The sequence below is a fragment of the Maritimibacter fusiformis genome (assembly GCF_008086115.1).
GTDB lineage: Bacteria > Pseudomonadota > Alphaproteobacteria > Rhodobacterales > Rhodobacteraceae > Muriiphilus > Muriiphilus fusiformis.
In genome coordinates this window covers 75,073-101,565 of the sequence record NZ_VSIY01000014.1, presented here as the reverse complement: position 1 = coordinate 101,565, position 26,493 = coordinate 75,073, and the positions used below count along the sequence as shown (strand labels likewise).

The window sequence follows — 26,493 nt, the reverse complement described above, 5'->3', positions numbered from 1 at the left end:
CGGGGCGCGGCGCAAGTGCTTGCGCGCGCCGCGCTTTGGCGCAAATCTGGCGCCATGACGCTGAGCCCTGCCGCCCGCCTGACCGCCGCTTTTCTGGCAACCGTCGCTGTCGTCGCGATCGCGGTGCAGTCCACCGTGATCCCCGACGGCCCCGACACTGTCGCGGGCACGATCTGGGTCATGGCAGGCTATTTCACCATCCTGACCAACACGATGGTCGCGGTCAGCACCGGGGTGATTGCCGCCCGGGGGCGGGCCTTGTCAGCCGGTTGGCTGGGCGGGCTGACACTGTGGATCGGGATCGTGGGCGTGATCTATCACACCATGCTGTCGGATCTGTGGAACCCGCAGGGGCTGGCATGGTGGGCCGATCAGGGTGTGCACAGCGCCGTGCCGGTCCTGACCTTCGCGTGGTGGGCAGGTTTCGCGCCCAAGGCCGGGCTGGGCCTGCGCCATGCCGCGCTGTGGCTGGCCTGGCCCCTGATCTACCTCGCTTATGCACTGGTCCGGGCCGGGTTCACCGGCGCCTATCCCTATCCGTTCATCGACCTCAACGTGCTGAGCCTGGGTGACTTCGCGGCAAACGTCGCGGGCCTGTCGCTGGGGATTTTCCTGGGAGGAACGGCGCTGGTCGGGCTGGCGCGGCTTATCCGTCGCTGAGACCGGGCTGATCCAGCAGGTGCCGCCCGCGCGCATCCTCGACCTCGATCACCCACAGGTCGGGATCAAAGCCGCGCTGGCGCGATATCGCCGCGTCCACCTCGGCCTCGGCCCCCTCGGCCAGAACGTCCCAGACCCGCGCGCCGGTCTCCATGTCGAACCGGCGCTGAAACGCCTGCGCCTGCCCGTCGAGGGTGGCCAGCTTGACCAGAACCGCCCCGGCGGTGTCGTCGCCGCGCGCGACCACGTAGACCGGGATGCCCTCGGCCTGGAGCCGCGCGAGATAGGCGCCGACCCAGATGCCGGTCGCCAGTCGTGCCATCAATTTCCGTCCTTGAAATCAAGCCCAATTTCCGAATAACGCTCTCTTTCCTCCAGCCAGTTCGGGCGCACCTTGACCTGCAGGAACAGGTGCACCTTTCGGCCCAGAAACTCCTCGAGCTCGGCCCGGGCCGCCTGGCTGACCGCCTTGACGGTCTCGCCCTTCTTGCCCAGCACGATGCCCTTGTGGCCGTCGCGCATGACATAGATCACCTGGTCGATGCGGGCGCTGCCGTCCTTGCGCTCTTCCCAGTTCTCGGTCTCGACCGTCAACTGGTAGGGCAATTCCTGGTGCAGCCGCAGCGTCAGCTTTTCGCGCGTCATCTCGGCGGCGATCATGCGCAGCGGAAGATCCGCGATCTGGTCTTCGGGGTAGAGCCACGGCCCCTCCGGCATCCGCTCGGCCAGCCATTTGCGCAGATCGTCGACGCCGTAGCCCTTCTCGGCGGAGATCATGAAGGTCTCGGCAAAGGGGAAAAGGTCGTTCATCTCCCGGGTCAGCGCCAGCAGGGTCTCGGACTTGACCCGGTCGATCTTGTTGATCGCCAGCGCCACGGTGCGGCCCGTGCCGATCTCGTCCAGCCGTTCGAGGATGCGCTTCACCCCTTCGGTCACGCCGCGATGCGCCTCGATCAGCAACACCACCACATCGGCATCCGCCGCACCCCCCCAGGCCGCCGCCACCATCGCCCGGTCCAGCCGGCGCTTTGGCTTGAACAAGCCCGGCGTGTCGACAAAGACGATCTGGGCCTCGCCCTCGATCGCCACGCCGCGAATGCGGGCGCGGGTGGTCTGCACCTTGTGGGTGACAATCGACACCTTGGCCCCGACCATGCGGTTGGTCAGGGTCGACTTGCCCGCGTTGGGCTCGCCGATCAGGGCGACAAATCCGGCGCGTGTGGTCACGATCTGCTTGGTCCTTTCATCGCGGGCCGTGCGGCCCCGGTCTTTCCTTGTCGCCCGGTCCTGACGAGTATGTAAACCCCGCTCGCCACGATCAGCGCGGCCCCGGCCAGGGTCAGCGCGTCTGGGCGCTCTGCGAACACCACATAAGCGATGACAAGCGCCAGCAGAAGCCGCGTGTATCGAAACGGCGCCACCACCGACACTTCACCGCTGCGCATCGCGATGGTCAGCGAGTTGTAGGCGGCCACTCCGAACAGCGCGGCCCCGACCACCGCCGCCCAGGCGCGCGGCGCAGCCAGCCCGCGCCATTCCTGGTCGAATGCGCTCAGGACCAGCCCGGCGGCGACCACCACCATGAAGCCCAGCGTCCCCAGTTGCCGGCCCGAGACCGACGGCGGGCTGGCCCGGGTGGCAAGGTCGCGCCCGGCAAAACCCAGCATCCCGAGAACCGCGAAGATCACCGTCGGTTCGAACGCGGCGGGCGACGGGCGCAGGATCATCAGAACCCCGACGAACCCCACCACCGAGGCGCTCCAGCGCCGCACGCCGACCTTCTCGCCGAACAATGCCGCCGCCCCCATCGTCACCACCAGCGGCGTGGCCTGCAGGATAGCGGAGGTCGTGGCCAGCGGCACGAAGGCCAGGCTGAGCGCATAGAAATGCCGCCCCGACAGCTCCATCGCCGAGCGCAGGACAAGGCCGCGCGACAGGAAGGCGGGGTGAAACACCGGCTCGTTCGCGTGCCGCGACAGGCCCGCGGCGATCAACGTGCCGAAAACCCCGAAACCCATCAGCGCCAAGCCTTTGGGCAGGTCCTCGATCGCCAGCTTGAAGAACATATCCTCGACCGCAAAGGCGCTCATGGCCAGAACCATGTAGAGGCTGCCGCGCAGGTTGCCCGACATCAGCCGTCCAGCCGATCGAGCAATTCCCTGGCTGCTGCCTGCTCTGCGCCGCGTTTCGAGTTTGCGCTTGCCGAGGCACGCTCGCCGTTGCTCAGCCGCGCCTCGATGGTGAAGGTGGGGGCATGGTCCGGCCCGTCGCGCGCCGTCTCGACATAGTCGGGCGGTGCCAGCCCCCGCGCCTGGGCCCATTCCTGCAGGCTGGTCTTGGCGTCGCGGGCGTCGGCCTCGACCGTCTCGACCCGTGCGCCCCAGAGCCTGAGCACCATGTCGCGCGCCGCGCCGAAGCCGCCGTCGAGATAGACCGCCGCGATCACCGCCTCCATCGCATCGCCCAGCAGCGCCTGCTTGCGCCGCCCGCCCGACATCATCTCGGAGCGGCCCAGTTTCAGCACCTCGCCCAGATCGACCTCGCGCGCGACCTCGGCGCAGGTTTCCTTGCGCACCAGCGCGTTGAAACGCGGCGCAAGCTGGCCTTCGCTGGCGCTTTTGTCATGGGCCAGCAGCGCCTCGGCCATGACCAGCCCCAGCACCCGGTCGCCGAGAAACTCGAGCCGTTGGTTGTCGGGCCTTGTGTCCGAGGAAAACGAGCCGTGCGTGAGCGCGCGGATCAACAGTTCGGGCCGCTTGAAATCATGCCCGATCCGGGCCGCGAAGGCCTGAAGCTCTCGCGACAGTTTCATTCGACCTTGTGGAAGAACCGGTCGCCGCGCCAGGTCCAGAAATAGACCAGCCGTTTGCCGGCAGAGGAAAACATCACCCGGTCGACCCGGCCCAGCAGGAACTCCTCGGGCACCATGCCGACGCCGCCGGCGCGCTGGCTGACCCGGCTATCGGTCGAGTTGTCGCGGTTGTCGCCCATGAAGAAGTAGTTGCCTTCCGGCACGGTGAACACGTTGGTGTTGTCCAGCGGCTGGTTGTAGACGTTGAGGATGCTGTGCTCCAGCCCGCCCGGCAGGGTCTCGATCAGCCGTTCCTTGATGCAGTCGCCGCCCTGCCCCACCGGCCGGTTGGCGCACAAGGGCGTGGTGCCGAAGCTGCCCTGACGCTCGAAGGTCTCGATGAACTGGCCGGCCGGTTCCTGCGGCATCGCCTCGTCGTTGATGTAGAGCACGCCGTCCTTCATCTGGATGCGGTCGCCCGGCAGACCGATCAGGCGCTTGACGTAGTCGGTCGCCAGCGTCGGGTGGCGGAAGACCACGATATCGCCGCGCTCGGGCTCCGAGCCGAGGATGCGCCCCGGGAACGGGCAGGCCGAGAACGGGCAGGAATGGCGCGAATAGCCATAGGCCATCTTGTTGACGAAGACGAAATCTCCGATCAGCAACGTGTCCTTCATCGAGCCGGTCGGAATCCAGAACGGCTGGAAAAACAGGGTGCGGAAGATGCCGGCGATGATCAGAGCCCAGAAGATCGTCTTGATGGTTTCGAGGATACCCTCTTTCTTCTCGGCCATGTTGTCTCCGCCTCGGCTGTTGGTGTCCCGCGATATGAGCCGCGCCAGAGGCCGAGTCAACCCGGGCACTCCCGCGCGCGCGCCGCGATGCGGCAAATCCACTTGCCATTCTGCCGGTTTGTCCCTAGATAGGCCGCTCACACCCGCCCGAAGCTTGGATTGGAGTCCCCTATGGCCCGCGTGACGGTTGAAGATTGCGTTGACAAGGTTCCGAACCGGTTCGAACTGGTGATGCTTGCCGCCCACCGGGCGCGCGAGATCGCGGCCGGCTCGCCGGTCACGGTCGATCGCGACAACGACAAGAACCCGGTCGTGGCGCTGCGCGAGATTGCGGACGAGACCCAGACCGCCGACGAGCTGCGCGAGCGGATGATCGAGTCGCACCAGACCCAGATCGAGGTCGACACCCCCGAGGAAGACCAGATGGCGCTGCTCATGGGCGCCGAGGCCAGCGACAAGCCGGCCGAGGACGACATGGACGAAGACAACCTGCTGCGCGCCCTGATGGAAGCCCAGGGCCAGGGCTGAGGACGGGACGAGCTTGCCCGGCGAGGCCGCGACCAAACTGCTCGACCCCGAAGAGCTCGTCTCGAAGGTCCGCGCCTACAACCCGCGATCCAATGCCGACCTGATCCGGCGCGCCTTTGCCTATGGCGAAGACAGGCACAACGGCCAGTATCGCCATTCCGGCGAGCCCTATTTCACGCATCCGGTGGCGGTGGCGCATATCCTGGCCGAACAGCGGCTGGATGACGCCACCATCGTCACCGCCCTGCTGCACGACACCATCGAGGACACCAAGTCCACCTTCACCGAGATCGAAGAGACCTTCGGGCGCGGCGTGGCCGAACTGGTCGATGGCGTCACCAAGCTGACCAACCTGCAACTCTCGTCGTCCGAGACCAAGCAGGCCGAGAACTTCCGCAAGCTTTTCGTCGCCATGTCGAAAGACCTGCGGGTGATTCTCGTCAAGCTGGCCGACCGGCTGCACAACATGCGCACGATCCGCGCCATGCGCCCGGACAAGCAGGTGCAGAAATCGCGCGAGACCATGGACATCTATGCGCCGCTGGCCGGACGGATGGGCATGCAGTGGATGCGCGAGGAACTGGAAGACCTTGCCTTCCAGGTCCTGAACCCCGAGGCGCGCAGCTCGATCATCCGCCGCTTCATCCGGCTGCAACGCGAATCGGGCGATGTGATCAACAAGATCACCACCGACATCCGCATCGAGCTTGACCGCGCCGGGATCGAGGCCGAGGCTTTCGGCCGCGCCAAGAAGCCCTATTCGATCTGGCGCAAGATGCAGCAGAAGGAACTGACCTTCTCGCGCCTGTCCGACACCTACGGCTTTCGCATCATCACCACCAGCGAGATGGACTGCTACCGCGTTCTCGGCGTCATCCACCAGCGCTGGCGCGCGGTGCCGGGGCGGTTCAAGGACTACATCAGCCAGCCGAAATCGAACGGCTACCGCTCGATCCACACCACCGTGTCCGGCCGTGACGGCAAGCGCGTCGAGGTCCAGATCCGCACCCGCCAGATGCACGAGGTGGCCGAGGCCGGCGTTGCCGCGCACTGGTCCTATCGCGACGGGGTCAGGGCGGAAAACCCCTTCGCGGTCGACCCGGCGAAGTGGCTGGCCACACTGACCGAACGCTTCGAGAATGCCGACGGCGACGACGACTTCCTCGAGCATGTGAAGCTCGAGATGTATTCCGACCAGGTGTTCTGCTTCACCCCCAAGGGCGAGGTGGTAAAACTGCCGCGCGGCGCGACACCCTTGGATTTCGCCTATGCGATCCACACGCGCATCGGCGATTCCTGCGTCGGGGCCAAGGTCGACGGCATCCGGGTGCCGCTCTGGACCCGGATCAAGAACGGCCAGTCCGTCGACATCATCACCGCCGAGGGGCAATCGCCCCAGGCCACGTGGCTCGACATCGTGGTGACCGGCCGGGCCAAATCCGCCATCCGCCGCCGCCTGCGCGAGGAAGACCGCGAGCGGTTCATCAAGCTGGGCCGCGAACTGGCGCGGGTGGCGTTCGAGCATGTCGGGCGAAAGGCCACCGACAAGGCGCTCAGAACGGCAGCGAAACAGATGGGCGTGGGCGATGCCGACGAGCTTCTGGCGCGTCTTGGGTCTGCCGAGATGGCGGCGCGCGACGTGGTCGCGGTGCTCTACCCCGAGGCGGTCGAAAGCGGCGAGATCGAAGCCGCCAGCGCCGTTGTGGGCCTGGGCGATCACCAGAGCTTTCAGCGTGCCGACTGCTGCCAGCCGGTGCCGGGCGAGCGCATCGTGGGCATCTCCTATCGCGGGCGCGGCGTGGTGGTGCACTCGATCGACTGCCACGCGCTCGAGGAACTGTCCGATCAATCGAACCGCTGGGTCGATGTGCATTGGCATTCCGGCAAGCACGCGGCGGTGCATACCGTCAGCTTCGAGTTGACCATCGCCAACGATGCCGGCGTGCTGGGCCGGATTTGCTCATTGATCGGCGAGCAGAAGGCCAATATCTCCGATCTGAGGTTCGTCGACCGGAAACCGGACTATTATCGCCTTATTGTCGACGTCGAACTGCGCGATATCGAACACCTGCACGCGGTCATGCTGGTGCTCGAGGCCGACAGCGATGTCGCCGAGGTCAAACGGCACCGGAACCTCACCCGCAAACCCTGACCCACGCGCTGCGCAGGAGGCTCGCGACACGGTGTTCAAGAGAAACCCGCGCTCTTATGCCAAGATCGTTGCCGAGTTCTTCTATCCGCGCGGTGGCTGGTATCGCGCGGCCCGCTACGTGATCCACCGGGTGCGCCGCCTGCCCGACCCGGCGCACCGCATCTCGCGCGGCATCGCGGCGGGGGTCTTCGTCTGCTTCACGCCCTTCCTCGGCCTGCATTTCGCCTCCGCCGCCCTGCTCGCCTGGCTGATCCGGGGCAATATCATCGCGGCCCTTCTGGCCACCTTCTTCGGCAATCCCCTGACCTTCCCGATCATCATCGAACTCAGCCTGACGCTGGGGTCATGGATGCTGGGCCTGCCGGCCGATGTGCACCTGCCGCAGGTGATCGAGGCAATGGCGACCGCCTTCGCCGACCTGATGCGCAACCTGTTGTCGATCTTCACCGGGGCCGATGCCGACTGGCACAGGCTTGGCACGTTCTATCACCGCGTCTTCCTGCCCTACCTGATCGGCGGCCTGCCGCTGGGCATCCTGTCGGCGGCGATCGCCTATGCCCTGTCGCGCCCGGTCATCACGGCCTATCAGAAAAGCCGCATCAAACGCTTGAAAAAGCGCTACGAAAAACGCATGGCTGACCGGGCCGCCAAGGCTGACGCGGGCAACAGACCGCGCTAGTCTCGGCCCGGTGCGAAACAGGAGGGCCGACATGCAGCCTTTGGGAAAACTCAGACTGGGCGTGAACATCGACCACGTCGCCACCGTGCGCAACGCCCGCGGCTCGGCCTATCCCGACCCGGTGCGCGCCGCCAAACTGGCCGAGAGCGCCGGTGCAGACGGCATCACCGCGCATCTGCGCGAGGATCGGCGGCATATATCCGACGACGACATCGACCGGCTGATGGCGGCGCTGACGGTGCCGCTCAACTTCGAGATGGCGGCGACCGACGAGATGCAGGCCATCGCGCTGCGTCACAAGCCGCACGCGGTCTGCATCGTGCCCGAAAAGCGCCAGGAACTGACCACCGAGGGCGGGCTTGACGTGGCCCGGCAGGAAAACCGGCTGGCGCATTTCATCGCGCCGCTGCGCGATGCCGGCTGCCGGGTGTCGATCTTCATCGCCGCCGACCGTGCCCAGATCGAGGCCGCCGCCCGGATCGGCGCGGCGGTGGTCGAACTGCACACCGGTGCCTATTGCGACTTCCACGCCGAGGGCGCGACCGACCAGCGCGACGCCGAACTTGAGCGGCTGCGCGAAATGGCCAGTTTCGCCAACTCCCTGGGGCTCGAGGTGCACGCGGGCCACGGGCTGACCTACGACACGGTCGGCCCCGTCGCGGCGTTTCCCGAGGTCATGGAGCTCAACATCGGGCATTTCCTGATCGGTGAATCGATCTTTCGCGGGCTCGAGGCGGCGATCGTCGAAATGCGCCGCCTGATGGACGAGGCGCGGACATGAAGGCACTTGCATTTCTCCTGGCATTCGCCGCCGCAACCCCCGCAACCGCGCAACAGGTCATGGATTGCGACTGGCGCGCCCGCGCCGACGCACTGGCCGAACCGTGGGATGTCAACAGCCGCACCTTCTCCAACGGCGTCGTGCGGCTTGCGCTGATCGACACCATCGAACCGGCGGCGGTGCCGTTTCACCTGCTCATCCTGTCGCCCCCCTACGACGAGGTCGGCGGGCGACAGTGCGTGATGGTGTCCCACGAAAGCGGACTGGGCTTTTACGAGATCGACTTCGCGGCACTCGAGGCCGCCTATGACCCATCGGTCGGCCTGATCTTCGACCTGCCGGTGCAGATCTGGATCTCGGACGGCAACATCCTCGTGCGACGGCTGCATGTCACGCTCAACCAGGCCACCGGCGAGGTCGTGGCGAGCTTGCCATGATCCTCGGCATCGGCACCGATCTTGCGAATATCGACCGCATCGCCGGGGTGCTGGAACGCCACGGCGACCGCTTTCGCAACCGCGTCTTCACCGAGATCGAACAGGCCAAGGCCGAACGCCGCGCCGACACCGCCGGCACCTATGCCAAGCGCTGGGCCGCGAAAGAGGCCTGCTCCAAGGCGCTGGGCACGGGCCTGCGCATGGGTATCGCGTGGAAGGACATGGCGGTTTTCAACATCCGCTCCGGCCAGCCGCAGATGACCCTGACCGGCTGGGCCGCCGAACGCCTGGCCACGATGACCCCCGAAGGGCACGAAGCCGTGGTGCATGTCACCCTGACCGACGACCACCCCTGGGCGCAGGCCTTCGTGGTGATCGAGGCCCGTCCGATCGAAACGGAGAACAACCCATGAGACACGGTGGCCAGATCCTCGCCGACCAGTTGAAGATCCAGGGCGTGCGGCGCGTTTTCTCGGTGCCCGGCGAGAGTTTCCTTGCTGCACTCGACGGGCTTTACGCCTCCGGCATCGACAACATCGTCTGCCGCCACGAAGGCGGTGCGGCGATGATGGCCGAGGCCCACGGCAAGCTGACGAACCACCCCGGCGTCTTGTTCGTGACCCGCGGGCCGGGGGCGACGAACGCCTCCTCCGGCATCCATGTCGCGATGCACGATTCCACCCCGATGGTGGTTTTCGTCGGCCAGATCGCCCGTGGCCACCGCGACCGCTCGGCCTTTCAGGAGGTCGATTACAAGGCGCTTTTCGGCGGTCTGGCAAAATGGGTGGCCGAGGTCGACGACACCGCCCGCCTGCCCGAATACATCTCGCGCGCCTTCCACGTCGCGATGTCGGGCCGCCCCGGCCCGGTGGTTCTGGCCCTGCCCGAGGATATCCTGTCGGCCAGCGCCGACACCCCCGACCTGCCCGCCGTCGCGCCCGCCGTGGCATCGGTCGCCGACGAGGCCGGCAGCGCGATCATGGCGCGACTGTCCACCGCGAAAAAGCCGCTCATCGTGGCGGGCGGCCCGCTCTGGACCGCCGAGGCCAGCCGCGACCTGACCCGCTTTGCCGAGGCCCACGATCTGCCCGTCGCGGTCAGTTTCCGCCGGCAGGACTACCTCGACAACCGCCACACCAACTATGTCGGCGACCTGTCGGTCGGGATGCGGCCGGGGCTGGCGGCGGCATTGGCCGAAGCCGATTGCCTCCTGATCCTCGGCTCGCGCTTTGGCGACATCGCCTCGGGCGGCTACGCCATCGACCCCGCCGCCCCAGGCAAGACCATCCTGCACGTCCACCCCGACCCCGACGAGCTTGGCCGGGTGTTCCGCCCCGATCTGGCGATCCCGGCCAGTGCGCCGGCGATGCTCGCCGCGCTTGCGCGGCTCAACGGGCCGGGGCAGACGGACTGGGCGGGCTGGCGCGACGGGCTGCGCGCCGATTATGAGGGCTGGCTCGCCCCGGTCGAGACGCCGGGCGCGGTCAAGCTGGAAAACGTCGTGAAAACAATGGGGCAGATGCTGCCGGACGAGGCCATCATCGCCAATGGTGCGGGCAACTACAACATGTGGCTGCACCGCTACCACCAGTTCACCCGCCCGAAATCCTACCTCGGCGCGACCTCTGGCAGCATGGGCTACGGCTTTCCCGCCGCCATCGCCGCCAGCCTGGAAACCGGCAAGCTGGCCGTGGCCTGGGAGGGCGACGGCTGTTTCCAGATGACCCTGAACGAAATGTCCACAGCCGTGCAACACGGCGCGCAGGTGGTGGTGATCGTCGCCAACAACGGCCGCTACGGCACCATCCGGATGCACCAGGAACGCAGCTATCCGGGCCGGGTCTCCGGCACCGATCTGGCCAACCCCGACTTCGCGGCCCTCGCCCGCGCCTATGGCGGTCACGGCGAGACGGTGACGCAAGACGCCGATTTCGCGCCCGCCTTTGCCCGCGCGATCGCGTCAGGGGGCCTCGCCGTGATCGAGCTCGAACTCGACCCCGAGGCGCTGACCACGACCCGCACCCTCAGTGAGGTCCGCGCCGGAACCTGACCCCTTCATCTTGGTCAAAACACTCCGGGGGTCCGGGGTGGAACCCCCGGCTGATCGGCCCGCACCCCGCGCAGCCTGTCCGCCTAGAACTCCACGCCCATCTGCGCCTTGATGCCCGCGCGGAACGGATGCTTGACCAGCTCCATCTCGGTCACCAGGTCGGCGATCTCGATCAACTCGTCCTTGGCATTGCGCCCGGTCAGGATCACATGCGTCATCTCGGGCTTTTGGTCCTTCAGGAACGCCACCACATCCGCCACATCGATATAATCGTAGCGCAACGCGATGTTGATCTCGTCCAGCAGCACCATCCTGTTGGCCGGATTGCGGATCAACTCCTTGGATTTCTCCCAGGCCGCCTGCGCCATCTCGATGTCGCGGCTCTTGTCCTGGGTCTCCCAGGTAAAGCCCTCGCCCATCGTGTGAAACTGGCAGATGTCGGAGAACCGGCTCTCGATCAGGTCGCGCTCGCCGGTCTTCATGCCGCCCTTGATGAACTGCACCACGGCGCATTGCATCCCGTGGGCGATGGCGCGGAAGATCATCCCGAACCCGGCCGAGCTCTTGCCCTTGCCCTTGCCGGTATGGACGATGATCAGCCCCTTCTCGCCGGTCTTGGTGGCCATGATCTTGTCGCGCGCGGCCTTCTTCTTGGCCATCTTCTGGTTGTGTCTTTCGGTGTCGTCGCTCATCCGGGCCTCCTGTTTCGCAATCCGCAGAGTGCGGCGCGCCGGGGCCAAAGGCAAGGGGCGGACCCAAGGCCCGCCCCCGCATTTCGTGAGTGATCCCGCTTATTCCGCCGCCACCGCCGCGGGCGCCGCAGCACGCGAGAAGTGCTGCCGGTTCAGGCGCAGGACCAGCCAGATCATCGCCACCTGGAACATCACCGCCACCGCCGATTCGATCCAGTAGATCGCGCCGAACTTGGGGATGATATTCGCGTCGACCAGCCCCTTGTTGATGAAGAAATGGATCATCACCGACAGCGCGACACCCGGGCAAATCAGCGCGTAGGAGCCGGGCGAGGTCTTGTCCCCGAACACGAAGGTCTTGAAATATCCCTGGCGCAGCAGCACGACCAGTCCGAGGAACAGGAACATGAACTGAACCGACAGCAGGCGCGACAGGAACACCATGGTTTCGCCGGCGCTCGAATGCACCGCGAAATGGCTGTGCAACCCGTGGTTCTGGCGCAGGAACATGATGCCCAACGTGGTCAGGACGGGGATCACGATCATCAGCGTGGGCGCCGATTCCTTCGCGGTGCCGTAATGCAGCATCGAGTTGAAGGCGGTGATCAGCGCGACGACGCCATAGACGATCGAGGTGGTGCCGAAAAAGGTCGAGGTCATGACCGAGGCCGAGACAACGAAGCCGTTGCCCGACATCGCCGCCGGTGCCGACAGCCCGACCGCCACCATCGCCAGCGCGAAGGTCGGCAAGAGCTGCGCGAAGGAGTTGTTGGCGGACATGTCGAACACGCCGCCCCTGGTCAGCACCCGGCCCAGGAAATCGCCGATCGTCGACAGCGCGAACAGCCCGATGGCCAGGAAGGCTGCCATTGCGAAGGGGAACAGGTATTCCACGACGGTCCACAGCCCCGGCACGAACACCAGCCCGACGATGAACAGCGCGTTGACCGACATCGCCAGCGCCAGCGGATAGGCCAGAAGCGTGGTCTCGGCATTGGAGGACCGCACCTTCTGGTAGGCGTCGGTCCGCTTCCAGGCGTTGAAGGCCGAGATGTTCCAGACCAGCTTTTGCAGGTTCATGTAGGCGAAGAAGGCGATGCCGACCATCGCCACGGCGATGGTGGCTTTCATGTCCATGCCGCCGGCGGCCCAGGCCGCGGCGATGTCCTCGAAGATCGGCACCGGACGGCCCGGATGCGGCACCCAGAACATCAGGTACATGAAAAAGGTGACGGTCAGCCCCCCGGCCCCGACCGAGGCCAGGAAGTAGAGGGGCGAATAGGTGTCCGCGGCGCGGCTGGTTTGCATGGGTCAGCTCCAATTCATATTCAGATTTCGGAATGTATCTAGCGAAACCACCCCCGCTTGTGTCGATGGCAAGTTGCCGCAGGGCCGGATTAACCGTTTGTTAACCACGACCGGGCAGACTCGGACCCATGCAAAAGATTGTTTTCATGGCGATTCTCGCCTTCCTCCCCCTCTCCGGCTGCGACAGCCCCAGCCTCGGCATGTCGGGCGCGGCCCAGCGCGACGTGACGGTGGGCGCACACAGCTATTCGGTCCATTGGAAAGACGAACGGGTCGAGGTCTACCGCACCTCGATGGCCTTCATGCCGCGCCTGTCCGAAGTGCTGACCGGGGCCGAGGCGGCGATTGTAGAGGCCACCGGCTGCCCCGTGCGCCCCGGCTCGCTGGTCGGCGACCCGGCGCTGATCAAGGCCGAGATCGACTGCGGCTGAGGCCCCACGCCAACGCGCCCCCGACCACCACCAGCGCCAGCCAGTCGGTCACGATGCTGACCACCTCGAAACGGTAACTGCGGGCGACACCCATCGTCACGGTGATGAAGACGAAACTTCCCAGCACCGCCGCCAGGTTGATCCACCCCGCCCAGCGCGCCAGCGCCGCCGCGCGCCCAATTGGCGCGGGCGCCATGGCGATCCCGGCAATCGCGGGCGCCAGCATGAGATAACCGAATTCCTCCAGCGCGATGAACAGCCCGTGGTCGTTGTATTGCGTGAGCAGCGCGATGCCGTCGGTCTCGCCCGCCAGGAGGCTGGGCTGCACCACCTCGATCTGGCTGAGATAGGCGATCCCCAGCGTCGCCGCCGCCGCTGTGGCAAAACCAAACCCTGCGATGGCAAAGACCCGCCGCCCCGGCCCGGCCAACTCGATCATCGCCGCCCCCAGCACCATCAGCGCCAGGGGCGCAATCGCGGCGGGCCACATCCACAGGTAATCGCCCGGCCAGAACCGCGCGATGTCGGCGTAGGGATAGCTCACGCAGTCCTCAAGGCAGAACGGCCCTGACCGTGCCGGCACCAGAAGCGGGATCGCCGCCACCACCGACAGCGCCGTGACCAGCGCCGCCGCCACGCCAACCCGGCGTGCCGCCCGGGAAACCTCGCCTGCCGCCATGTGCCCCTCCGTTGCGCGCGCAGTCTATCCGCCCGGCCCGTCGCCGCCCTTGACCTGCGTCAAGCGCCTCTCAACCGCTCGATCAGCGCCCGCGCCGAGTTCGACCGCGGCATCCACAACCCCCGCTCGATCGCTTCGGCCAGCCGCTCGGCAATTTCGCGCAAGGCCGGCGAGTTCACCTCTGCGATGAAATCCCGCGTCGCCTCGTCCTCGAGGAAGGCGGCGTGGACCATGTCGAAATGGTGATCGCGCACCGCCCCGGTGGTGGCGGCGAAGGCGAACAGGTAATCCACCGTCGCCGCGATCTCGAAGGCGCCCTTGTAGCCGTGGCGCTTGACCCCTTCGATCCACTTCGGATTGACCACGCGCGAGCGCACCACGCGCGCGATCTCGTCGTCCAGCGTGCGGATCACCGGGCGTTCGGGGCGTGAGTGGTCGTTGTGATAGATCGGCCGGTCGCGCCCCTGAAGCGCGGCCACCGCCGCCGCGGCCCCGCCCTCGAACTGATAATAATCGTCCGAATCCAGCACATCGTGTTCGCGGTTGTCCTGGTTCTGCACGATGGCCTCGGTCTGGCCCAGCCGCTCCTCGAACCCGACCCGGTCGCGCCGCCCCTCGCCCCCCGCGCCGTAGGCATAGCCGCCCCAGTCGAGATAGGCCTCGCCCAGATCGTCGCGTGTCTTCCACAACCGCTCGTCGATCAACGCCTGAAGCCCGGCGCCATAGGCCCCCGGTTTCGAGCCATAGACCCGCGCTGTCCCCTCGCCCGCCCGCGCCCGCGCCGCTGCCGGGTTGTCCTCGTCGGGCTCCTCCAGCGCCATCACCGCGCGCGCCGCCGAATCGACCAGCGCGATCAGGCCGGGAAAGGCATCGCGGAAAAACCCCGAGACGCGCAGCGTGACATCGACGCGCGGCCGGCCCAGCGCCGTCGCCGGGATGATCTCGAAGCCGGTGACGCGCCGGTTGGCGGCGTCCCATTTCGGCTTCACCCCCATCAACGCCAGCGCCTGCGCGATGTCGTCGCCGCCGGTGCGCATGTTGGCGGTGCCCCAGGCGGTGACCAGCATGGCGCGCGGCCAGTCCCCTTCGGTCTGGAGGTATTTGTCGATCAGCAGCGAGGCCGATTTCCAGCCCAGCGCCCAGGCGGTCGGGGTCGGCACCGCGCGGCTGTCGACGGAATAGAAGTTGCGCCCGGTGGGCAGCGTATCGAGCCGCCCGCGCGTCGGCGCACCGGACGGGCCGGGGGCCACGAACCGCCCGTCCAGCGCGGTCAGAAGCCCGGCCATTTCCGCCGGGCCACAGGCGCGCACGTTGGGGCGGACGGTCTCGGTGATCGCACCCAGAACCGCGGCGCTCATCGGTCCCGGCGCCACCGCCTCGCCGTCGATCAACCGCGACGACAGCCCCTCCAGCCGCTCGACCGTGTCGCCGTTCGACCGCCACCGGCCCTCGCCGGTCAGCACATCCGGTCTCGGCCCGTCCCACGCCGCCGCCATTTCGCAATCGAGCGGATCGAACTCCAGCCCCAGGTCGTCCGCCAGCGCCCGCATCAGCGAGGCATTGGCCCCCTTGCCATCCCCGCGCGGCACCCGCACCAGCGCCTGCACCAGGTCACGCTCCAGCCGCCCCTCGGGCGAGACCCCGAAAACATGCAGCCCGTCCCGGATCTGCGCCTCTTTCAACTCGCACAGATAGGCGTCGAGCTTGGCCAGGTCGCCATCCTCGTCCGCCCCTGTCATGCCCACATCGACCGCCAGCCCGGTGGTCGAGGACAGGCTGAGGATCTCGCGCCTCAGATGCGCGATGCGGCGCGGATCGACCCCGGCGGCCTCGTAATACTCATCCACCAGCGCCTCGAGGTCACGCAGCGGCCCATAGGTCTCGGCCCGCGTCAGCGGCGGCGTCAGGTGGTCGATGATCACCGCCTGCACCCGGCGCTTGGCCTGCGTGCCTTCGCCGGGATCGTTCACGATGAACGGATAGACATGCGGCACCGGGCCGAGCACCGCCTCGGGCAGGCAGGTCTCAGACAGCGCCAGCGCCTTGCCGGGCAGCCATTCGAGGTTGCCGTGCTTGCCCATATGCACGATGGCCCCCGCCCCGAATGCGTGCCGCAGCCAGACATAGAAGGCGATGTAGTTGTGCGGCGGCACCAGGTCCGGCGAATGATAGGTCTCGGTCGGGTCGATGTTGTAGCCGCGCGCCGGTTGCAGCCCCACCACCACGTTGCCGAAGCACAGCACCGACAGCTTGAAGCCCGCATCTGGGTCAAAAAACGGGTCGGCCTCGGGCGCGCCCCAACGCTCCTCGATCCGGGTGCGCAGCTCATGGGGGAACCGCTCCCAGGCGCTCCGATACTCGTCAAGCGACAGCGCGACGCCGCCCGCCCGGCTGGCGCGGTCGGTCAGCCAGTTGGTCGGCCCGGCCATCATCGCCTGCATCAGCGCATCTGGGGTCGCGGGCGCATTCGCCACGGCATAGCCCGCGCGCCCCAGCGCCCCCAGCGCCTCGACCGTGGCGGCGGGCGTATCCAGCCCCACGCCATTGGCCAGCCGCCCGTCCTTGTTGGGATAATTCGCCAGCACCAGCGCCACCTTGCGTTCGGGCGCGGGCGCCCGACGCAGCCGCGCCCAGTTCGCGGCAAGGTCGGCCACGAACACCACCCGGTCGGCGCGGGCGCGGTAGGTGGCGATCGGGCACTGGGTGGCCTCGTCGAAAAACGCCTCGCCCTTGAAGCTGATCGCGCGGGTCAGCACCCGGCCATCGACCTCGGGCAGGGCCACGTTCATCGCGATATCGCGGGCGGACAGGCCGGTCAGCCCCTCGTCCCACCCGGCCTCGCTTCCTCCCGACAGAACCACCTGAAACACCGGGGCGGATTTCGCCTCGGCCATGGTCAGCGGGTTCTCGGGGCTGTCGTCGCCGTCATGCGGCGAGCCGACCGCGAAGGAGGTGCAGTTCAGGATCACGTCCGGCGCGGCCTCGGCAAACAGCGCCTGCAGCGTCGCGGTCGACACCGGGTCTTTCAGCGAGGCGACGAACACCGGCAGCGGGTTCAGCCCGCGTTTCACCAGCGCCTTGGTCAGCCGCGTGATCGGGTCGAGCCCCGCCCCCTGCACCAGCGCGCGGTAGAACACGATGGGCACCACCGGCGCCCCGTCGCGCCACGCCTCGCGCGCGGTGGCAAGGTCGGACACCCCGGCCCCCGGCCAGAACACCCCGGCGCGCAGCAGCGGACGGGCAGGCTCCGGCTTGTCGCCGCCCTCCAGCATGGCGCGGGCGTAGGCGAGGAAATTGACCGCGTTCTCCGGCCCGCCCTCGACCAGGTAGGCCCAGAGTGCGGCGTAGTCGTCGCCCGCCACGGTGGACAGTGCCTGCAACTCGGGGTCGGGCTTGTCGTCGCCCGGCAACAGCACCAGCGGCACGCCGGCCTCGAACATATGCGCCGCGTATTGCTCGACCCCGTAGCGCCAGTAGCCCTGCCCGCCCAGCACCCGCGCGATCACCAGCCGGGAGTGGCGTGCGCAGGCGTCGATATGCAGATCGACCGACATCGGATGCGCCAGGTGTGTCAGGTTGGCCAGCCGCAGCCCCGGCGGATCGGCCATGTCCGAACGCGCCAGCGACAGCGCCGCCAACTCGGTATCGGCGGCCGAGATGAACACCACGTCGGCGGGGGTCTGGCCCAGATCGACCGGCTCCTTGCCATCGTCGATCTGGCCGGGGGTGGCGGCGAGCAGGTGCATCAGATCGGGCCGCGTTGCCCGTGGCGAGGCCGCGTTCGAGTATTTGGACCAAGATGAAGACGCAGGGCGCCCCTGCCCGCCGGCCTCATGCGCTCAGCGCCGCGGCGATGGCCGCGTGGTCCAGCCCCGCCTGCCCGATCACCACCAGCCGCGTGGCGCGCGGCGCGGTGCCGAACGGCTGGTCGTAATAGGTGTCGACGCGCGGGCCGACCGCCTGCAGCGTCAGGCGCATCGGCTTGCCCGCGACAGCGGCGAAACCCTTGAGCCGCAGGATATCGTGCTGGCGGATCACGCCCGCGACCTGCTCGGCGAAGGTTGCGGGATCGGCGATCTCGCCGCGCTCGACCACGAAGGTCTCGAAGTCGTCGTGGTCATGGTCGTGGTGGTGATCGTGATCGTCGTCGTGGTCATCGTCGTCGTGGTGGTGATGGTGCAGCTCGTCGCGGCCATCCATGTTGGCCTCGGCCGCCGCGCCCTGGCCCAGCATCACCTCGATCGGCAGCACCCCCATCGCGGTGCGCACGACCTGAACGCCGGCGCGGGCCTCGCCCGACAGCCGGGCGACCAGCGCGTCGGCTTCGCCCTCGTCCAGGAGGTCGGTCTTGTTCACCACGATCATGTCGGCGGCGTTGACCTGGTCGGCGAACAGTTCCGACAGCGGGGTTTCGTGGTCGAGGTTGTCGTCGGCCCGGCGCTGGGCATCGACCGCAGCGAGGTTGGCGGCAAAGCGCCCCTCGGACACCGCCTTGCCGTCGACCACGGTAACGACGCCGTCCACGGTCACGCGGGTGGCGATCTGCGGCCACTGAAAGGCACGCACCAGCGGTTGCGGCAGCGCCAGCCCCGAGGTCTCGATCACGATATGGTCGGGCGCGTCGGGGCGGGCGAGCAGCGCCTCCATCGTCGGGATGAAATCCTCGGCCACGGTGCAGCAGATGCAGCCGTTGGACAGTTCGAAGATGTCGTCCTCCGAACAGGTCTCGTCGCCGCAGCCCTTGAGGATGTCGCCGTCGACGCCAAGGTCGCCGAACTCGTTGATGATAAGCGCGATCCGCCTGCCGTTCGCATTGTCGAGCATGTGGCGGATCAAGGTGGTCTTGCCGGCGCCGAGAAAGCCGGTGACGACGGTGGCGGGGATTTTCTGCATGTCTGAAAGGCTCCGGGGAATACGGGAAAGCACCGGAGCCATCCGGCCCCGGTGCGATTGTTGCCGATGTCGGTCGGGATCAGCCGTAAAGGCGCGGCGTGACGAGGCCGGTCTTTTCCAGCCCGCTGAGCGATTTCGCCGCTGCCAGCACGGCAAGGTCGACCAGCGGTTCGATCAGCACCACCAGCATGTAGGCCGCGCCGAAGGTGGCGACCGATTCCCACGCCGCGAAGCCCTGGCCGTAGAAGGCCCAGAACGCCACCCAGGCGACGATCCCGCCCTGGTAGGTGGCCGACAGCCGCGCGACCTGGCCATAGCTCAGATCGACATAGGCGGTTCCCGGCGCGATGATCCGACGGGACAGCGCCACCATCGCGAACAGCGGCACCAGGAGCGTCGTCAGGTTGGCACCGTATTGCGGCAGGTCGAACGGGGCGAAGAACAGCCCCTGCAGCAGAAGCCCGAGCGTCAGGCCGATGGCGGCCGGTGCAGCCCCCAGCATAAGAAACAGCGTCGAGCCGAGGATCAGGTGCACCTCGGACACGCCCACCGGCGGGTGCGGCAGAAGCTGGAAGAACGACAGGACCGCGCCGGTGGCGATCACGCTGCGGGCCGCAAGCGAAGCGGCGCCCGAGGTTTTCAGCGTCTCCCAGGCAAGGCGGGCGCCATAGAGGGCTGCGGTTGCGCCGGTGCCATAGGCCAGAATCATCTTGGCGCCGTCAATGAGGCCGGGATTGATATGCATGTTCAGTCTCCTTTGCCCGTCTCCCCGACGGGTGGGTTGATGTCGGCATGGCAGGTCTCCTGGCTTCGCGGGTCAAAACGTGGCGCCGCCTTCCCGGGGTTCGCCCGAAGGCTGTCCCCAGTGGCATCCGGCGCACGCTCGCCGCGTACAGTCGCGGGGGCGGCTGCGGCTGAGGGCCCCGGCTTGGGTCACCCTTTCCGCATTCCCTATTCTCCCTGGGCGCTTTGCGCTCTGAGCGGGAACCATGCCCCTTCGTTGTGGCGCGGCGCGGGGGCGGGCGTCAAGCGCGATTGCGCCGGGTGGCGGGCCGAAAGCGACCGGGCGCGCGACGCAATCGCCGTTGAGCCGACAATATATTGTGGACAACCCGCTGCACCGGCCCAGATCGTGGGGCGGACGCGTTGACTCGGGGCGGCGGCACCGGGACAATGCCGGTTCAGAGGAATCACACCGAGGGTGGCCGTTTGCGGTTCGCGCGTCTCAGACTCAATGGCTTCAAGAGCTTCGTCGACCCCACCGATCTGGTGATCTCGGACGGGCTGACCGGCGTTGTCGGGCCCAACGGCTGCGGCAAGTCGAACCTTTTGGAGGCGCTGCGCTGGGTGATGGGCGAGAACCGCGCCTCGGCGATGCGCGGCGGCGGCATGGAGGACGTGATCTTCGCCGGGGCCGCCACCCGTCCGGCGCGAAACTTTGCCGAAGTCGCGCTGACGCTGGACAATTCCGAACGCCTGGCCCCCTCGGGTTTCAACGACTCCGATATCCTGGACGTGGTGCGCCGGATCACCCGCGATGCGGGCTCGGCCTACAAGGTCAACGGCAAGGACGTGCGCGCGCGCGACGTGCAGATGCTGTTCGCGGATGCCTCGACCGGGGCGCATTCGCCGGCGCTGGTTCGGCAGGGGCAGATCGCCGAGTTGATCAACGCCAAGCCGAAATCGCGCCGCCGCATCCTCGAGGAAGCCGCCGGCATCTCGGGCCTGTATCAGCGTCGGCACGAGGCCGAGTTGAAGCTCAAGGGCACCGAAACCAACCTGACCCGCGTCGATGACGTGATCGAGGGGCTGGCGACGCAACTGGCGCAACTGGCACGCCAGGCCCGCCAGGCGGCGCGTTACCGCGAAATCTCGGCGCAACTGCGCAAGTCCGAAGGGCTGCTTTTGTATCGCCGCTGGAAAGAGGCCGACGAGGCCCGCGCCAGGGCCGAGGCCGATCTGTCGGAAAAGGTCCGCGCTGCCGGGCAGGCCGAGGTCGCCGCGCGCAACGCCGCCAAGGCCCGCGCCGCCGCCGAGGACAAGCTGCCGCCGCTGCGCGAGGAAGAGGCGATCGCCGCGGCGGTTCTGCAACGGCTTCAGGTCGGGCGCGACCAGTTGGCCGACCAGGAGGCGCAGGCCAAGGGCCGCATCGAAACGCTGGTCGCGCGTATCGAACAGCTTGGCCGCGACATGGACCGCGAGGAGGCCCTGAACCGCGACGCCGGCGAGACCATCGAGGGGCTGGAGTGGGAACGCCAGGAGCTTGCCAAGGCCAGCGTCGGCCATGATGAGCGCCTGTCGGACGCCGCCGAGGCGGCGCGCCAGGCGGGCCGGGTGCTGGGCGAGCGCGAAGAGGCGCTGACCCAGTTGACCGAGGACGTGGCCCGCCTTGCCGCCCGCCACCAGTCGGCCCAGCGCCTGATCGACGACAACCGAAAGACGCTGGAGAAATCCGAGGCCGAGGCCAGCCGCGCCCGCGCCGCGATGGCCGAGGCCCAGGGCGCGCTCGACACCGCCCGCGCGGCGCTGGCCGAGGCCGAGGTGGCGCAATCCGGGGCCGCCGCCCGCGCCGAGGCCGCCGAGGCCGACCTGATCGCCGCCGACGAGGCCCGCGCCGAGGCCCAGACCCGCGAGGCCGAGGCGCGCGGCGAACGCAGCGAGGCCGAGGGCGAGGTGAACGCGCTGCGCGCCGAGGTGATGGCGCTGGCCCGGCTTCTGGAGCGCGACACCCAGGAGGGCGGGCAGGTGCTCGACCTCGTGCGCGTCGCACCGGGGTTTGAAAAGGCGCTGGGGGCGGCGCTGGCCGACGATCTGCGCGCGCCCGCCATCGAAGACGACGCGCCCTCCGGCTGGGTCGCGCTGCCCGGCTACCCCGATCCGCAGCTTCTGCCCGAGGGCGTGGTGGCGCTGTCCAACCATGTCACCGTGCCCGAGGTTCTGGCCCGGCGCATCGCGCAGGTCGGGCTGGTCGACCCCGACGACGGCGCGCGTCTGCAACCCAGGCTCCGGCCCGGTCAGCGGCTGGTCTCGACCGAGGGCGACTTGTGGCGCTGGGACGGCTTTCGCGCCGGGGCCGAGGATGCGCCCTCGACCGCCGCCCTGCGGTTGGAGCAACTCAACCGGCTCGAGGAACTCAAGCAGGAACTGGAACGCGCCTCGGCCCGTGCCGATGGCGCGATGCACGCCCACGAGACCCTGCGCAAGGCCCTGGCGCAGGCGACCGAGGCCGACCGCGCCGCCCGCGATGCCCGCCGGGACGCCGACCGCGCCGTGACCGAGGCCAACCGCGCGCAATCGCGCGCCGAGGCCGACCGCAACATCGCCGAGGGCAAGCTTGAAAGCCTCGGCCTTGCCGTCGCGCGCCACGACGAAGAGGCGATGGGCGCGCGCCAACGCCTGACCGAAGCCGAGGCCGCCGCCGCCGACCTGGGCGATCTCGACACCGCCCGCGCCGAGGTCGAGGACGTGAAAACAACCGTCGAAGCGGCCCGGATGACGATGATGACCCGCCGCGCCGCCCATGACGAGGTGAAGCGCGAGGGCGAGGCCCGGACCCGCCGCGCGCAGGAGGTGACCAAGGAAATCTCCGGCTGGCGTCACCGGCTCGAGACCGCAGGCAAGCGCATCGCGGAACTGGGCGAGCGCAAAGAGACCTCCGAGGCCGAGTTGAAGGAGGCCACCGCCGCCCCCGCCGAACTGGCCGCCAAGCGCGAGGAGTTGTCCCGCGCCATATCCGACGCCGAGGCCCGCCGCGCCCGCGCCGCCGATGCCCTCAGCACGGCAGAAACCGCGCTGCGCGCCGCGACGAACGACGAGCGCGACGCCGAGCGCCACGCCGGCGAGGCCCGCGAGACCCGCGCCCGCACCGAGGCCCGCGCCGAGGCCGCCCGCGAAACCGTCGCCTACGCCGCCGAGCGCATCGCCGAAGACCAGGAAACCACGCCCGCCGGGCTGCTGGAGGAACTTGGCGACGACCCCGACACCATGCCCACCTCCGAGCATATCGAACACGACGTGAACCGCCTGAAACGTCAGCGCGATGCCCTGGGCGCGGTCAACCTGCGCGCCGAGGAGGACGCCCGCGAGGTGCAGGTGGAACATGACACCCTGGTCAGCGAGAAATCCGACCTCGAGGAAGCCATCCGCAAACTGCGCGCCGGCATCGCCAGCCTGAACCGCGAGGGGCGCGAGCGCCTTCTGACCGCGTTCGAGCAGGTCAATTCCAACTTCGCCTTGCTGTTCTCGCACCTCTTTGGCGGCGGCGAGGCCAACCTGGTGCTGGTCGAAAGCGACGATCCGCTCGAGGCCGGGCTTGAGATCATGTGCCAGCCGCCGGGCAAGAAGCTGTCGACGCTCAGCCTGTTGTCGGGCGGCGAACAGACCCTCACGGCGCTGGCCCTGATCTTCGCCGTGTTCCTCGCCAACCCGGCCCCGATCTGCGTGCTCGACGAGGTCGACGCGCCGCTCGACGACGCCAACGTCACCCGCTTCTGCGATCTCCTGGACGAGATGTGCCGCCGCACCGATACCCGGTTCCTGATCATCACCCACCACGCCGTGACCATGAGCCGGATGGACCGGCTGTTCGGCGTGACGATGGGCGAACAGGGGGTCAGCCAACTGGTCAGCGTCGACCTGAAAAAGGCCGAAGCGCTGGTGGCTTGAGCCAGATCAGTTGATTGCCGCCGGGTTCGGGCTAAGGTCTTGGCAATATTTTTTTTGGAGGGAACAGGATGCGATTTACAACAACACTGGCCGGGGCCGCTCTGGCGACGACACTGGGCGGCGCGGCGATGGCCGAGAACGTGCTGGCCTCGGACCCGCAGACCTTCGTGAACTTCTTCTTCGAGGAAGGTATCCCGGCGCAACTGACCGCCGACGCGGTTGGCGATCCGCTGATCGAGTTCCGCGACGGCGACGAGACCCGCGCGCTGTTCTTCTACGACTGCACCGACAACACCGACTGCCTGTCGGTGCAGTTCTACGTCGGCTACAAGATCGACGGTTCGGTCTCGCTCGAGCAACTGAACGAATGGAACAGCGGCGAACGCCGGTTCACCCGCGCCTATGCCGCCGACGATGGCGCGCTGCGGATGGAGATGGATGTCGCCACCAGCCTCGACGGCATCAGCTTTCGCGATTTCAGCGATCTGATGAGCCTCTGGCTCGATCGGATCGACGAATTCGAAGAGTTCATCGGCTGGTGATCACGCCGGCCCCGACGGCGGCACCGAGGCGTTGACCGCGGCCACGATGGCGGCGGTCACCGCGTCGTAAAGCGCCTCGGCGCGGCGGGCGTGATCGCGCCAGGTCTTCTGGTCGAACTCGGTCGTCGCCCAAAGCTCCATGTCGTCGAAGATCCAGCCCCGCTGCGCGGCAAACAGCAACCGCCGCGCGTCGTCGGGCAGGGTGTCGGCGGGGCTGCGCGGCCGCGACAGGGCCATTGGGTCTTTCGCGCCGTCCAGCAGCGCCAGCGCCGATGTGACCATCACGTTGGCCTGTTTCACGTCATGCGACCAGGCGAACTCGCTCATCTCGGCCAGCGCGTGTTTCAATTCGGTCGCGGCGGCCTCGACGCTGCGGCCCAGCGGCTGCGGCTCGGCGGCGATGGCGGTATAGGTCACCGCCCAATGCCGCCCGTCGCGCGCCTCGGGAAACGCCGCCCGCCAGGCCGCGCGCCATCCCAGCGCGTTGCCGTCGCCGGTTTCGGTTGTCATCGTCCACAGGCTGCCGCCGCCCGCGAAACCCGCCGCGATCCGGTCGGGGATGGTCTCGCCGACCACGATTTCCTCATCCTGCCGCTCGAACCCCAGCACCACCCGCGCCGTACCGGAGCGCGCGAGCTGGTCCAGCCAGGCCGGCGGGGTCTCGGCCACCGGCACCAGCACCGGCTTGCCCACCCGCCGCTTGGTCGCCGCCTCGAAGCTGATCGAGCCACAGCGCGCAAAGGCCCGCTGCGAGGCGAACCAGCGCATCGGGTCGCCCGGATGGGCCAGCCGGTGATTGGCCGAGATCACCAGGGCCGCAAGCTGTGCAACTTCGCCGTCCACCTTGTCCTCGCGCGTCGGATCTGCCCCTTGGTATCAGGCCTTAACCCGGCATTCATCAAGTTTGAGTCAAATTGCCCCGCCGCGACACTTCGCGGCTAAAGGAGGTGAGAACTCTTAAAGAGGATCACTTTCGCAAATGGATGGTGACAATCGCCGCGGCAACGCTCGTGGCAACAATCATCCGGCTCTGGAAAGGCTGGTAATCCGGCCCTGAAAGAGAAGCCCCGCGGAGCTACCACTCCGCGGGGCACTTGGTTTCAGTGAGAACTCTGAGACCACTTTCGATGGCCACACTATACCATGCGGCTTTCGATTCGGTAAACCCGACGTTCAAAGACGGTTAAGAAGCTCCAACGTCGGCCAGCTGTCCGCGATCAGGCCCAGACGCATCTGTTCCTTCTGCACCGCCAGCCGCGTGCCCGCCCCGAGAATGCCGTCGATCGCCCCGACATCGTGCCCGCGCGCCTGAAGCTTCTGCTGCAACGCCCGCATCTGCGATCCCGACAGCGGCGGCGACGGGTTGCCCGCGTTGAACACCGGCGCGCCCTCCAGCCGCGTGGCGAAATAGGCGGCGGTCATCACGTAGGTAAAGCTCTGGTTCCACTCGAAATAAACGTCGAAATTCGGATAGGCGATGAAGGCCGGGCCGCCATGGCCCTGCGGCACCAGCACCGAGGCCGACATCCCCGACGCGGCCAATTGCCCGTCGCGCGCCTGCACCCCCATCGCGGCCCAGTCGCCGACCCGCATCTTCTGGTGCGTCCCGGTCTTGGAGTAGTCGAACCCCTGCGGCAGGATCACCTCCTCGATCCACGGCTCGCCCGCGCGCCAGCCCAGCTTGCGCAGCATGTTCGCCCCCGACAACAGCGCATCCGCCGCCGAGCTTTTCAGCCGCACATGCCCGTCGCCATCGCCATCGACACCACTGTCGAGGATGTCGCCCGGCAGCATCTGCACCATCCCGATCTCGCCCGCCCAGGCGCCGGTGGTGGTGGCGGGGTCGAAATCGCCCTTCTCGTAAAGCCGCAGCGCCGCGAACACCTGCGGCTGGAACAGCCCCGGCCTGCGGCAATCGAACCCCAGCGTCATCAGCGAATTCAGCGTGTTGAAATCGCCCTGAAACGCGCCGTAATCGGTCTCGAACGCCCAGAACGCGACCAGGACGCCCCGGCTGACGCCATAGCGGCTTTCGACCGCGTCGAACACCGCCCGGTATTTCTGCAGGTTCGAGCGCCCGGCGTCGATCCGGTATTGCGAGATCAGGCTGCGCGAGAAATCGACGAAGCCCTTGTTGAAGATGCCCTGCGCCCGGTCGGCGTTGATCGTGGCCTGGTCAAAGCGCACCGAGGCAAAGAACGCGTCGACCGTCGCGGGGGCATGGCCGCGCCGCAGCGCCTCCTGCTTCATGCGCCCGACGTAGCTGGCGAAATCGCCGCCACATTGCACGATCGGCGGCGGGATCGCGGTCGCGGTCCGGGCCTGGGCCACGGAGGCCACGCTGGCGAGCATGGCGAAAATGAGTGCGGAAAACAACGTGCGCATGAAACCCTCTTACACTGTCCAGCACT

At 67.7% G+C, this 26,493-nt stretch carries 24 protein-coding genes and 1 riboswitch; of the genes, 11 read left to right on the top strand and 13 right to left on the bottom strand.

Annotated elements, in window-relative coordinates:
* Window positions 1–54 precede the first annotated feature (54 nt).
* The gene (locus FVF75_RS14595) at window positions 55–660 is read left to right on the top strand and encodes a Pr6Pr family membrane protein (RefSeq protein ID WP_246138101.1); all 606 of its coding nucleotides are present in this window, start codon (window positions 55–57) and stop codon (window positions 658–660) included.
* Here the strand turns inward: FVF75_RS14595 and FVF75_RS14590 are convergent.
* The 5 genes from FVF75_RS14590 to lepB are packed head-to-tail and all read right to left on the bottom strand — an operon-like array spanning window position 647 to window position 4,245.
* Window positions 647–982 (bottom strand): DUF1491 family protein, encoded by a 336-nt coding sequence (locus FVF75_RS14590; protein WP_148379309.1) that lies wholly within the window; start codon window positions 980–982, stop codon window positions 647–649. The two genes, FVF75_RS14595 and FVF75_RS14590, sit on opposite strands and share 14 nt — an antisense overlap.
* Window positions 982–1,887: a GTPase Era gene (gene era / locus FVF75_RS14585; RefSeq protein ID WP_148379307.1), complete on the bottom strand. Its 906-nt coding sequence runs from the start codon at window positions 1,885–1,887 to the stop codon at window positions 982–984. The genes FVF75_RS14590 and era overlap by 1 nt, the downstream gene beginning before the upstream one ends.
* Window positions 1,884–2,792: a DMT family transporter gene (locus tag FVF75_RS14580; RefSeq protein WP_148379306.1), complete on the bottom strand. Its 909-nt coding sequence runs from the start codon at window positions 2,790–2,792 to the stop codon at window positions 1,884–1,886. The genes era and FVF75_RS14580 overlap by 4 nt, the downstream gene beginning before the upstream one ends.
* On the bottom strand, window positions 2,792–3,472 hold the full coding sequence (rnc, locus tag FVF75_RS14575; RefSeq protein ID WP_148379304.1) for a ribonuclease III: 681 nt from the start codon (window positions 3,470–3,472) through the stop codon (window positions 2,792–2,794). The genes FVF75_RS14580 and rnc overlap by 1 nt, the downstream gene beginning before the upstream one ends.
* Entirely contained in the window at window positions 3,469–4,245 is a 777-nt protein-coding gene (gene lepB / locus FVF75_RS14570; protein ID WP_148379302.1) for a signal peptidase I, read from the bottom strand. Before lepB ends, rnc begins: the two co-directional genes overlap by 4 nt.
* Window positions 4,246–4,416: 171 nt before the next feature.
* Here lepB and rpoZ point away from each other — a divergent pair, with 171 nt between their 5' ends.
* From rpoZ to FVF75_RS14535, 7 genes are read left to right on the top strand one after another with little or no spacing between them, the layout of a single operon-like run.
* Window positions 4,417–4,773: a DNA-directed RNA polymerase subunit omega gene (rpoZ, locus tag FVF75_RS14565; protein ID WP_148379300.1), complete on the top strand. Its 357-nt coding sequence runs from the start codon at window positions 4,417–4,419 to the stop codon at window positions 4,771–4,773.
* Between the two features lie 37 nt (window positions 4,774–4,810).
* The gene (locus FVF75_RS14560; protein WP_148379366.1) at window positions 4,811–6,925 is read left to right on the top strand and encodes a RelA/SpoT family protein; all 2,115 of its coding nucleotides are present in this window, start codon (window positions 4,811–4,813) and stop codon (window positions 6,923–6,925) included.
* A 31-nt stretch (window positions 6,926–6,956) separates the two neighbouring features.
* Window positions 6,957–7,604, top strand: coding sequence for a DUF2062 domain-containing protein (locus FVF75_RS14555; protein WP_148379298.1), 648 nt, complete (start codon window positions 6,957–6,959; stop codon window positions 7,602–7,604).
* Window positions 7,605–7,635: 31 nt separating this feature from the next.
* Window positions 7,636–8,385 (top strand): pyridoxine 5'-phosphate synthase, encoded by a 750-nt coding sequence (locus FVF75_RS14550; protein WP_148379297.1) that lies wholly within the window; start codon window positions 7,636–7,638, stop codon window positions 8,383–8,385.
* On the top strand, window positions 8,382–8,822 hold the full coding sequence (locus tag FVF75_RS14545; protein ID WP_148379295.1) for a hypothetical protein: 441 nt from the start codon (window positions 8,382–8,384) through the stop codon (window positions 8,820–8,822). The genes FVF75_RS14550 and FVF75_RS14545 overlap by 4 nt, the downstream gene beginning before the upstream one ends.
* Complete coding sequence (gene acpS, locus FVF75_RS14540; RefSeq protein WP_148379293.1) at window positions 8,819–9,235, top strand: holo-ACP synthase; 417 nt, start codon at window positions 8,819–8,821, stop codon at window positions 9,233–9,235. The genes FVF75_RS14545 and acpS overlap by 4 nt, the downstream gene beginning before the upstream one ends.
* Window positions 9,232–10,872, top strand: coding sequence for a thiamine pyrophosphate-binding protein (locus FVF75_RS14535; protein WP_148379290.1), 1,641 nt, complete (start codon window positions 9,232–9,234; stop codon window positions 10,870–10,872). The genes acpS and FVF75_RS14535 overlap by 4 nt, the downstream gene beginning before the upstream one ends.
* Window positions 10,873–10,955: 83 nt before the next feature.
* On the opposite strand, the gene cobO is transcribed toward FVF75_RS14535, so the two are convergent.
* Complete coding sequence (gene cobO / locus FVF75_RS14530; protein ID WP_148379289.1) at window positions 10,956–11,564, bottom strand: cob(I)yrinic acid a,c-diamide adenosyltransferase; 609 nt, start codon at window positions 11,562–11,564, stop codon at window positions 10,956–10,958.
* 99 nt (window positions 11,565–11,663) lie between these two features.
* Entirely contained in the window at window positions 11,664–12,872 is a 1,209-nt protein-coding gene (locus FVF75_RS14525; protein ID WP_148379287.1) for a TsoY family (seleno)protein, read from the bottom strand.
* Window positions 12,873–13,000: 128 nt separating this feature from the next.
* On the opposite strand from FVF75_RS14525, the gene FVF75_RS14520 reads away from it, so the two are divergent.
* Complete coding sequence (locus FVF75_RS14520; protein ID WP_222861232.1) at window positions 13,001–13,303, top strand: hypothetical protein; 303 nt, start codon at window positions 13,001–13,003, stop codon at window positions 13,301–13,303.
* Here the strand turns inward: FVF75_RS14520 and FVF75_RS14515 are convergent.
* The 4 genes from FVF75_RS14515 to FVF75_RS14500 form a co-directional block, all read right to left on the bottom strand.
* Complete coding sequence (locus FVF75_RS14515) at window positions 13,278–13,982, bottom strand: hypothetical protein (RefSeq protein WP_148379283.1); 705 nt, start codon at window positions 13,980–13,982, stop codon at window positions 13,278–13,280. The two genes, FVF75_RS14520 and FVF75_RS14515, sit on opposite strands and share 26 nt — an antisense overlap.
* Before the next feature lie 59 nt (window positions 13,983–14,041).
* On the bottom strand, window positions 14,042–17,728 hold the full coding sequence (gene cobN / locus FVF75_RS14510) for a cobaltochelatase subunit CobN (protein WP_148379280.1): 3,687 nt from the start codon (window positions 17,726–17,728) through the stop codon (window positions 14,042–14,044).
* Between the two features lie 85 nt (window positions 17,729–17,813).
* Entirely contained in the window at window positions 17,814–18,875 is a 1,062-nt protein-coding gene (gene cobW / locus FVF75_RS14505; RefSeq protein ID WP_148379277.1) for a cobalamin biosynthesis protein CobW, read from the bottom strand.
* A gap of 79 nt (window positions 18,876–18,954) precedes the next feature.
* Window positions 18,955–19,620 carry an energy-coupling factor ABC transporter permease gene (locus FVF75_RS14500; protein ID WP_148379275.1) on the bottom strand — a complete coding sequence of 222 codons (666 nt, stop codon included), beginning with the start codon at window positions 19,618–19,620 and terminating at the stop codon, window positions 18,955–18,957.
* A 32-nt stretch (window positions 19,621–19,652) separates the two neighbouring features.
* Window positions 19,653–19,882: riboswitch (cobalamin riboswitch) on the bottom strand.
* Between the two features lie 202 nt (window positions 19,883–20,084).
* Here FVF75_RS14500 and smc point away from each other — a divergent pair.
* Window positions 20,085–23,540, top strand: coding sequence for a chromosome segregation protein SMC (gene smc, locus FVF75_RS14495; RefSeq protein ID WP_148379364.1), 3,456 nt, complete (start codon window positions 20,085–20,087; stop codon window positions 23,538–23,540).
* 68 nt (window positions 23,541–23,608) lie between these two features.
* The gene (locus FVF75_RS14490) at window positions 23,609–24,082 is read left to right on the top strand and encodes a YbjN domain-containing protein (protein WP_148379274.1); all 474 of its coding nucleotides are present in this window, start codon (window positions 23,609–23,611) and stop codon (window positions 24,080–24,082) included.
* Here the strand turns inward: FVF75_RS14490 and FVF75_RS14485 are convergent, their stop codons facing one another.
* The gene (locus tag FVF75_RS14485; RefSeq protein ID WP_148379272.1) at window positions 24,083–24,925 is read right to left on the bottom strand and encodes a hypothetical protein; all 843 of its coding nucleotides are present in this window, start codon (window positions 24,923–24,925) and stop codon (window positions 24,083–24,085) included. It lies immediately after the preceding gene.
* A 330-nt stretch (window positions 24,926–25,255) separates the two neighbouring features.
* Window positions 25,256–26,467, bottom strand: coding sequence for a lytic murein transglycosylase (locus FVF75_RS14480; protein ID WP_148379270.1), 1,212 nt, complete (start codon window positions 26,465–26,467; stop codon window positions 25,256–25,258).
* Window positions 26,468–26,493: the final 26 nt, after the last annotated feature.

What these genes read in the sequence shown, in the direction of transcription:
- cobO (WP_148379289.1), bottom strand. Translation starts at nt 11,564, where the DNA reads ATGAGCGACGACACCGAAAGACACAACCAGAAGATGGCCAAGAAGAAG.
- FVF75_RS14520 (WP_222861232.1), top strand. Translation starts at nt 13,001, where the DNA reads ATGCAAAAGATTGTTTTCATGGCGATTCTCGCCTTCCTCCCCCTCTCC.
- FVF75_RS14500 (WP_148379275.1), bottom strand. Translation starts at nt 19,620, where the DNA reads ATGCATATCAATCCCGGCCTCATTGACGGCGCCAAGATGATTCTGGCC.
- FVF75_RS14590 (WP_148379309.1), bottom strand. Translation starts at nt 982, where the DNA reads ATGGCACGACTGGCGACCGGCATCTGGGTCGGCGCCTATCTCGCGCGG.
- FVF75_RS14515 (WP_148379283.1), bottom strand. Translation starts at nt 13,982, where the DNA reads ATGGCGGCAGGCGAGGTTTCCCGGGCGGCACGCCGGGTTGGCGTGGCG.
- FVF75_RS14595 (WP_246138101.1), top strand. Translation starts at nt 55, where the DNA reads ATGACGCTGAGCCCTGCCGCCCGCCTGACCGCCGCTTTTCTGGCAACC.
- FVF75_RS14550 (WP_148379297.1), top strand. Translation starts at nt 7,636, where the DNA reads ATGCAGCCTTTGGGAAAACTCAGACTGGGCGTGAACATCGACCACGTC.
- lepB (WP_148379302.1), bottom strand. Translation starts at nt 4,245, where the DNA reads ATGGCCGAGAAGAAAGAGGGTATCCTCGAAACCATCAAGACGATCTTC.
- FVF75_RS14480 (WP_148379270.1), bottom strand. Translation starts at nt 26,467, where the DNA reads ATGCGCACGTTGTTTTCCGCACTCATTTTCGCCATGCTCGCCAGCGTG.
- cobN (WP_148379280.1), bottom strand. Translation starts at nt 17,728, where the DNA reads ATGCACCTGCTCGCCGCCACCCCCGGCCAGATCGACGATGGCAAGGAG.
- FVF75_RS14580 (WP_148379306.1), bottom strand. Translation starts at nt 2,792, where the DNA reads ATGTCGGGCAACCTGCGCGGCAGCCTCTACATGGTTCTGGCCATGAGC.
- acpS (WP_148379293.1), top strand. Translation starts at nt 8,819, where the DNA reads ATGATCCTCGGCATCGGCACCGATCTTGCGAATATCGACCGCATCGCC.
- rpoZ (WP_148379300.1), top strand. Translation starts at nt 4,417, where the DNA reads ATGGCCCGCGTGACGGTTGAAGATTGCGTTGACAAGGTTCCGAACCGG.
- FVF75_RS14545 (WP_148379295.1), top strand. Translation starts at nt 8,382, where the DNA reads ATGAAGGCACTTGCATTTCTCCTGGCATTCGCCGCCGCAACCCCCGCA.
- FVF75_RS14525 (WP_148379287.1), bottom strand. Translation starts at nt 12,872, where the DNA reads ATGCAAACCAGCCGCGCCGCGGACACCTATTCGCCCCTCTACTTCCTG.
- cobW (WP_148379277.1), bottom strand. Translation starts at nt 18,875, where the DNA reads ATGCAGAAAATCCCCGCCACCGTCGTCACCGGCTTTCTCGGCGCCGGC.
- FVF75_RS14535 (WP_148379290.1), top strand. Translation starts at nt 9,232, where the DNA reads ATGAGACACGGTGGCCAGATCCTCGCCGACCAGTTGAAGATCCAGGGC.
- rnc (WP_148379304.1), bottom strand. Translation starts at nt 3,472, where the DNA reads ATGAAACTGTCGCGAGAGCTTCAGGCCTTCGCGGCCCGGATCGGGCAT.
- FVF75_RS14490 (WP_148379274.1), top strand. Translation starts at nt 23,609, where the DNA reads ATGCGATTTACAACAACACTGGCCGGGGCCGCTCTGGCGACGACACTG.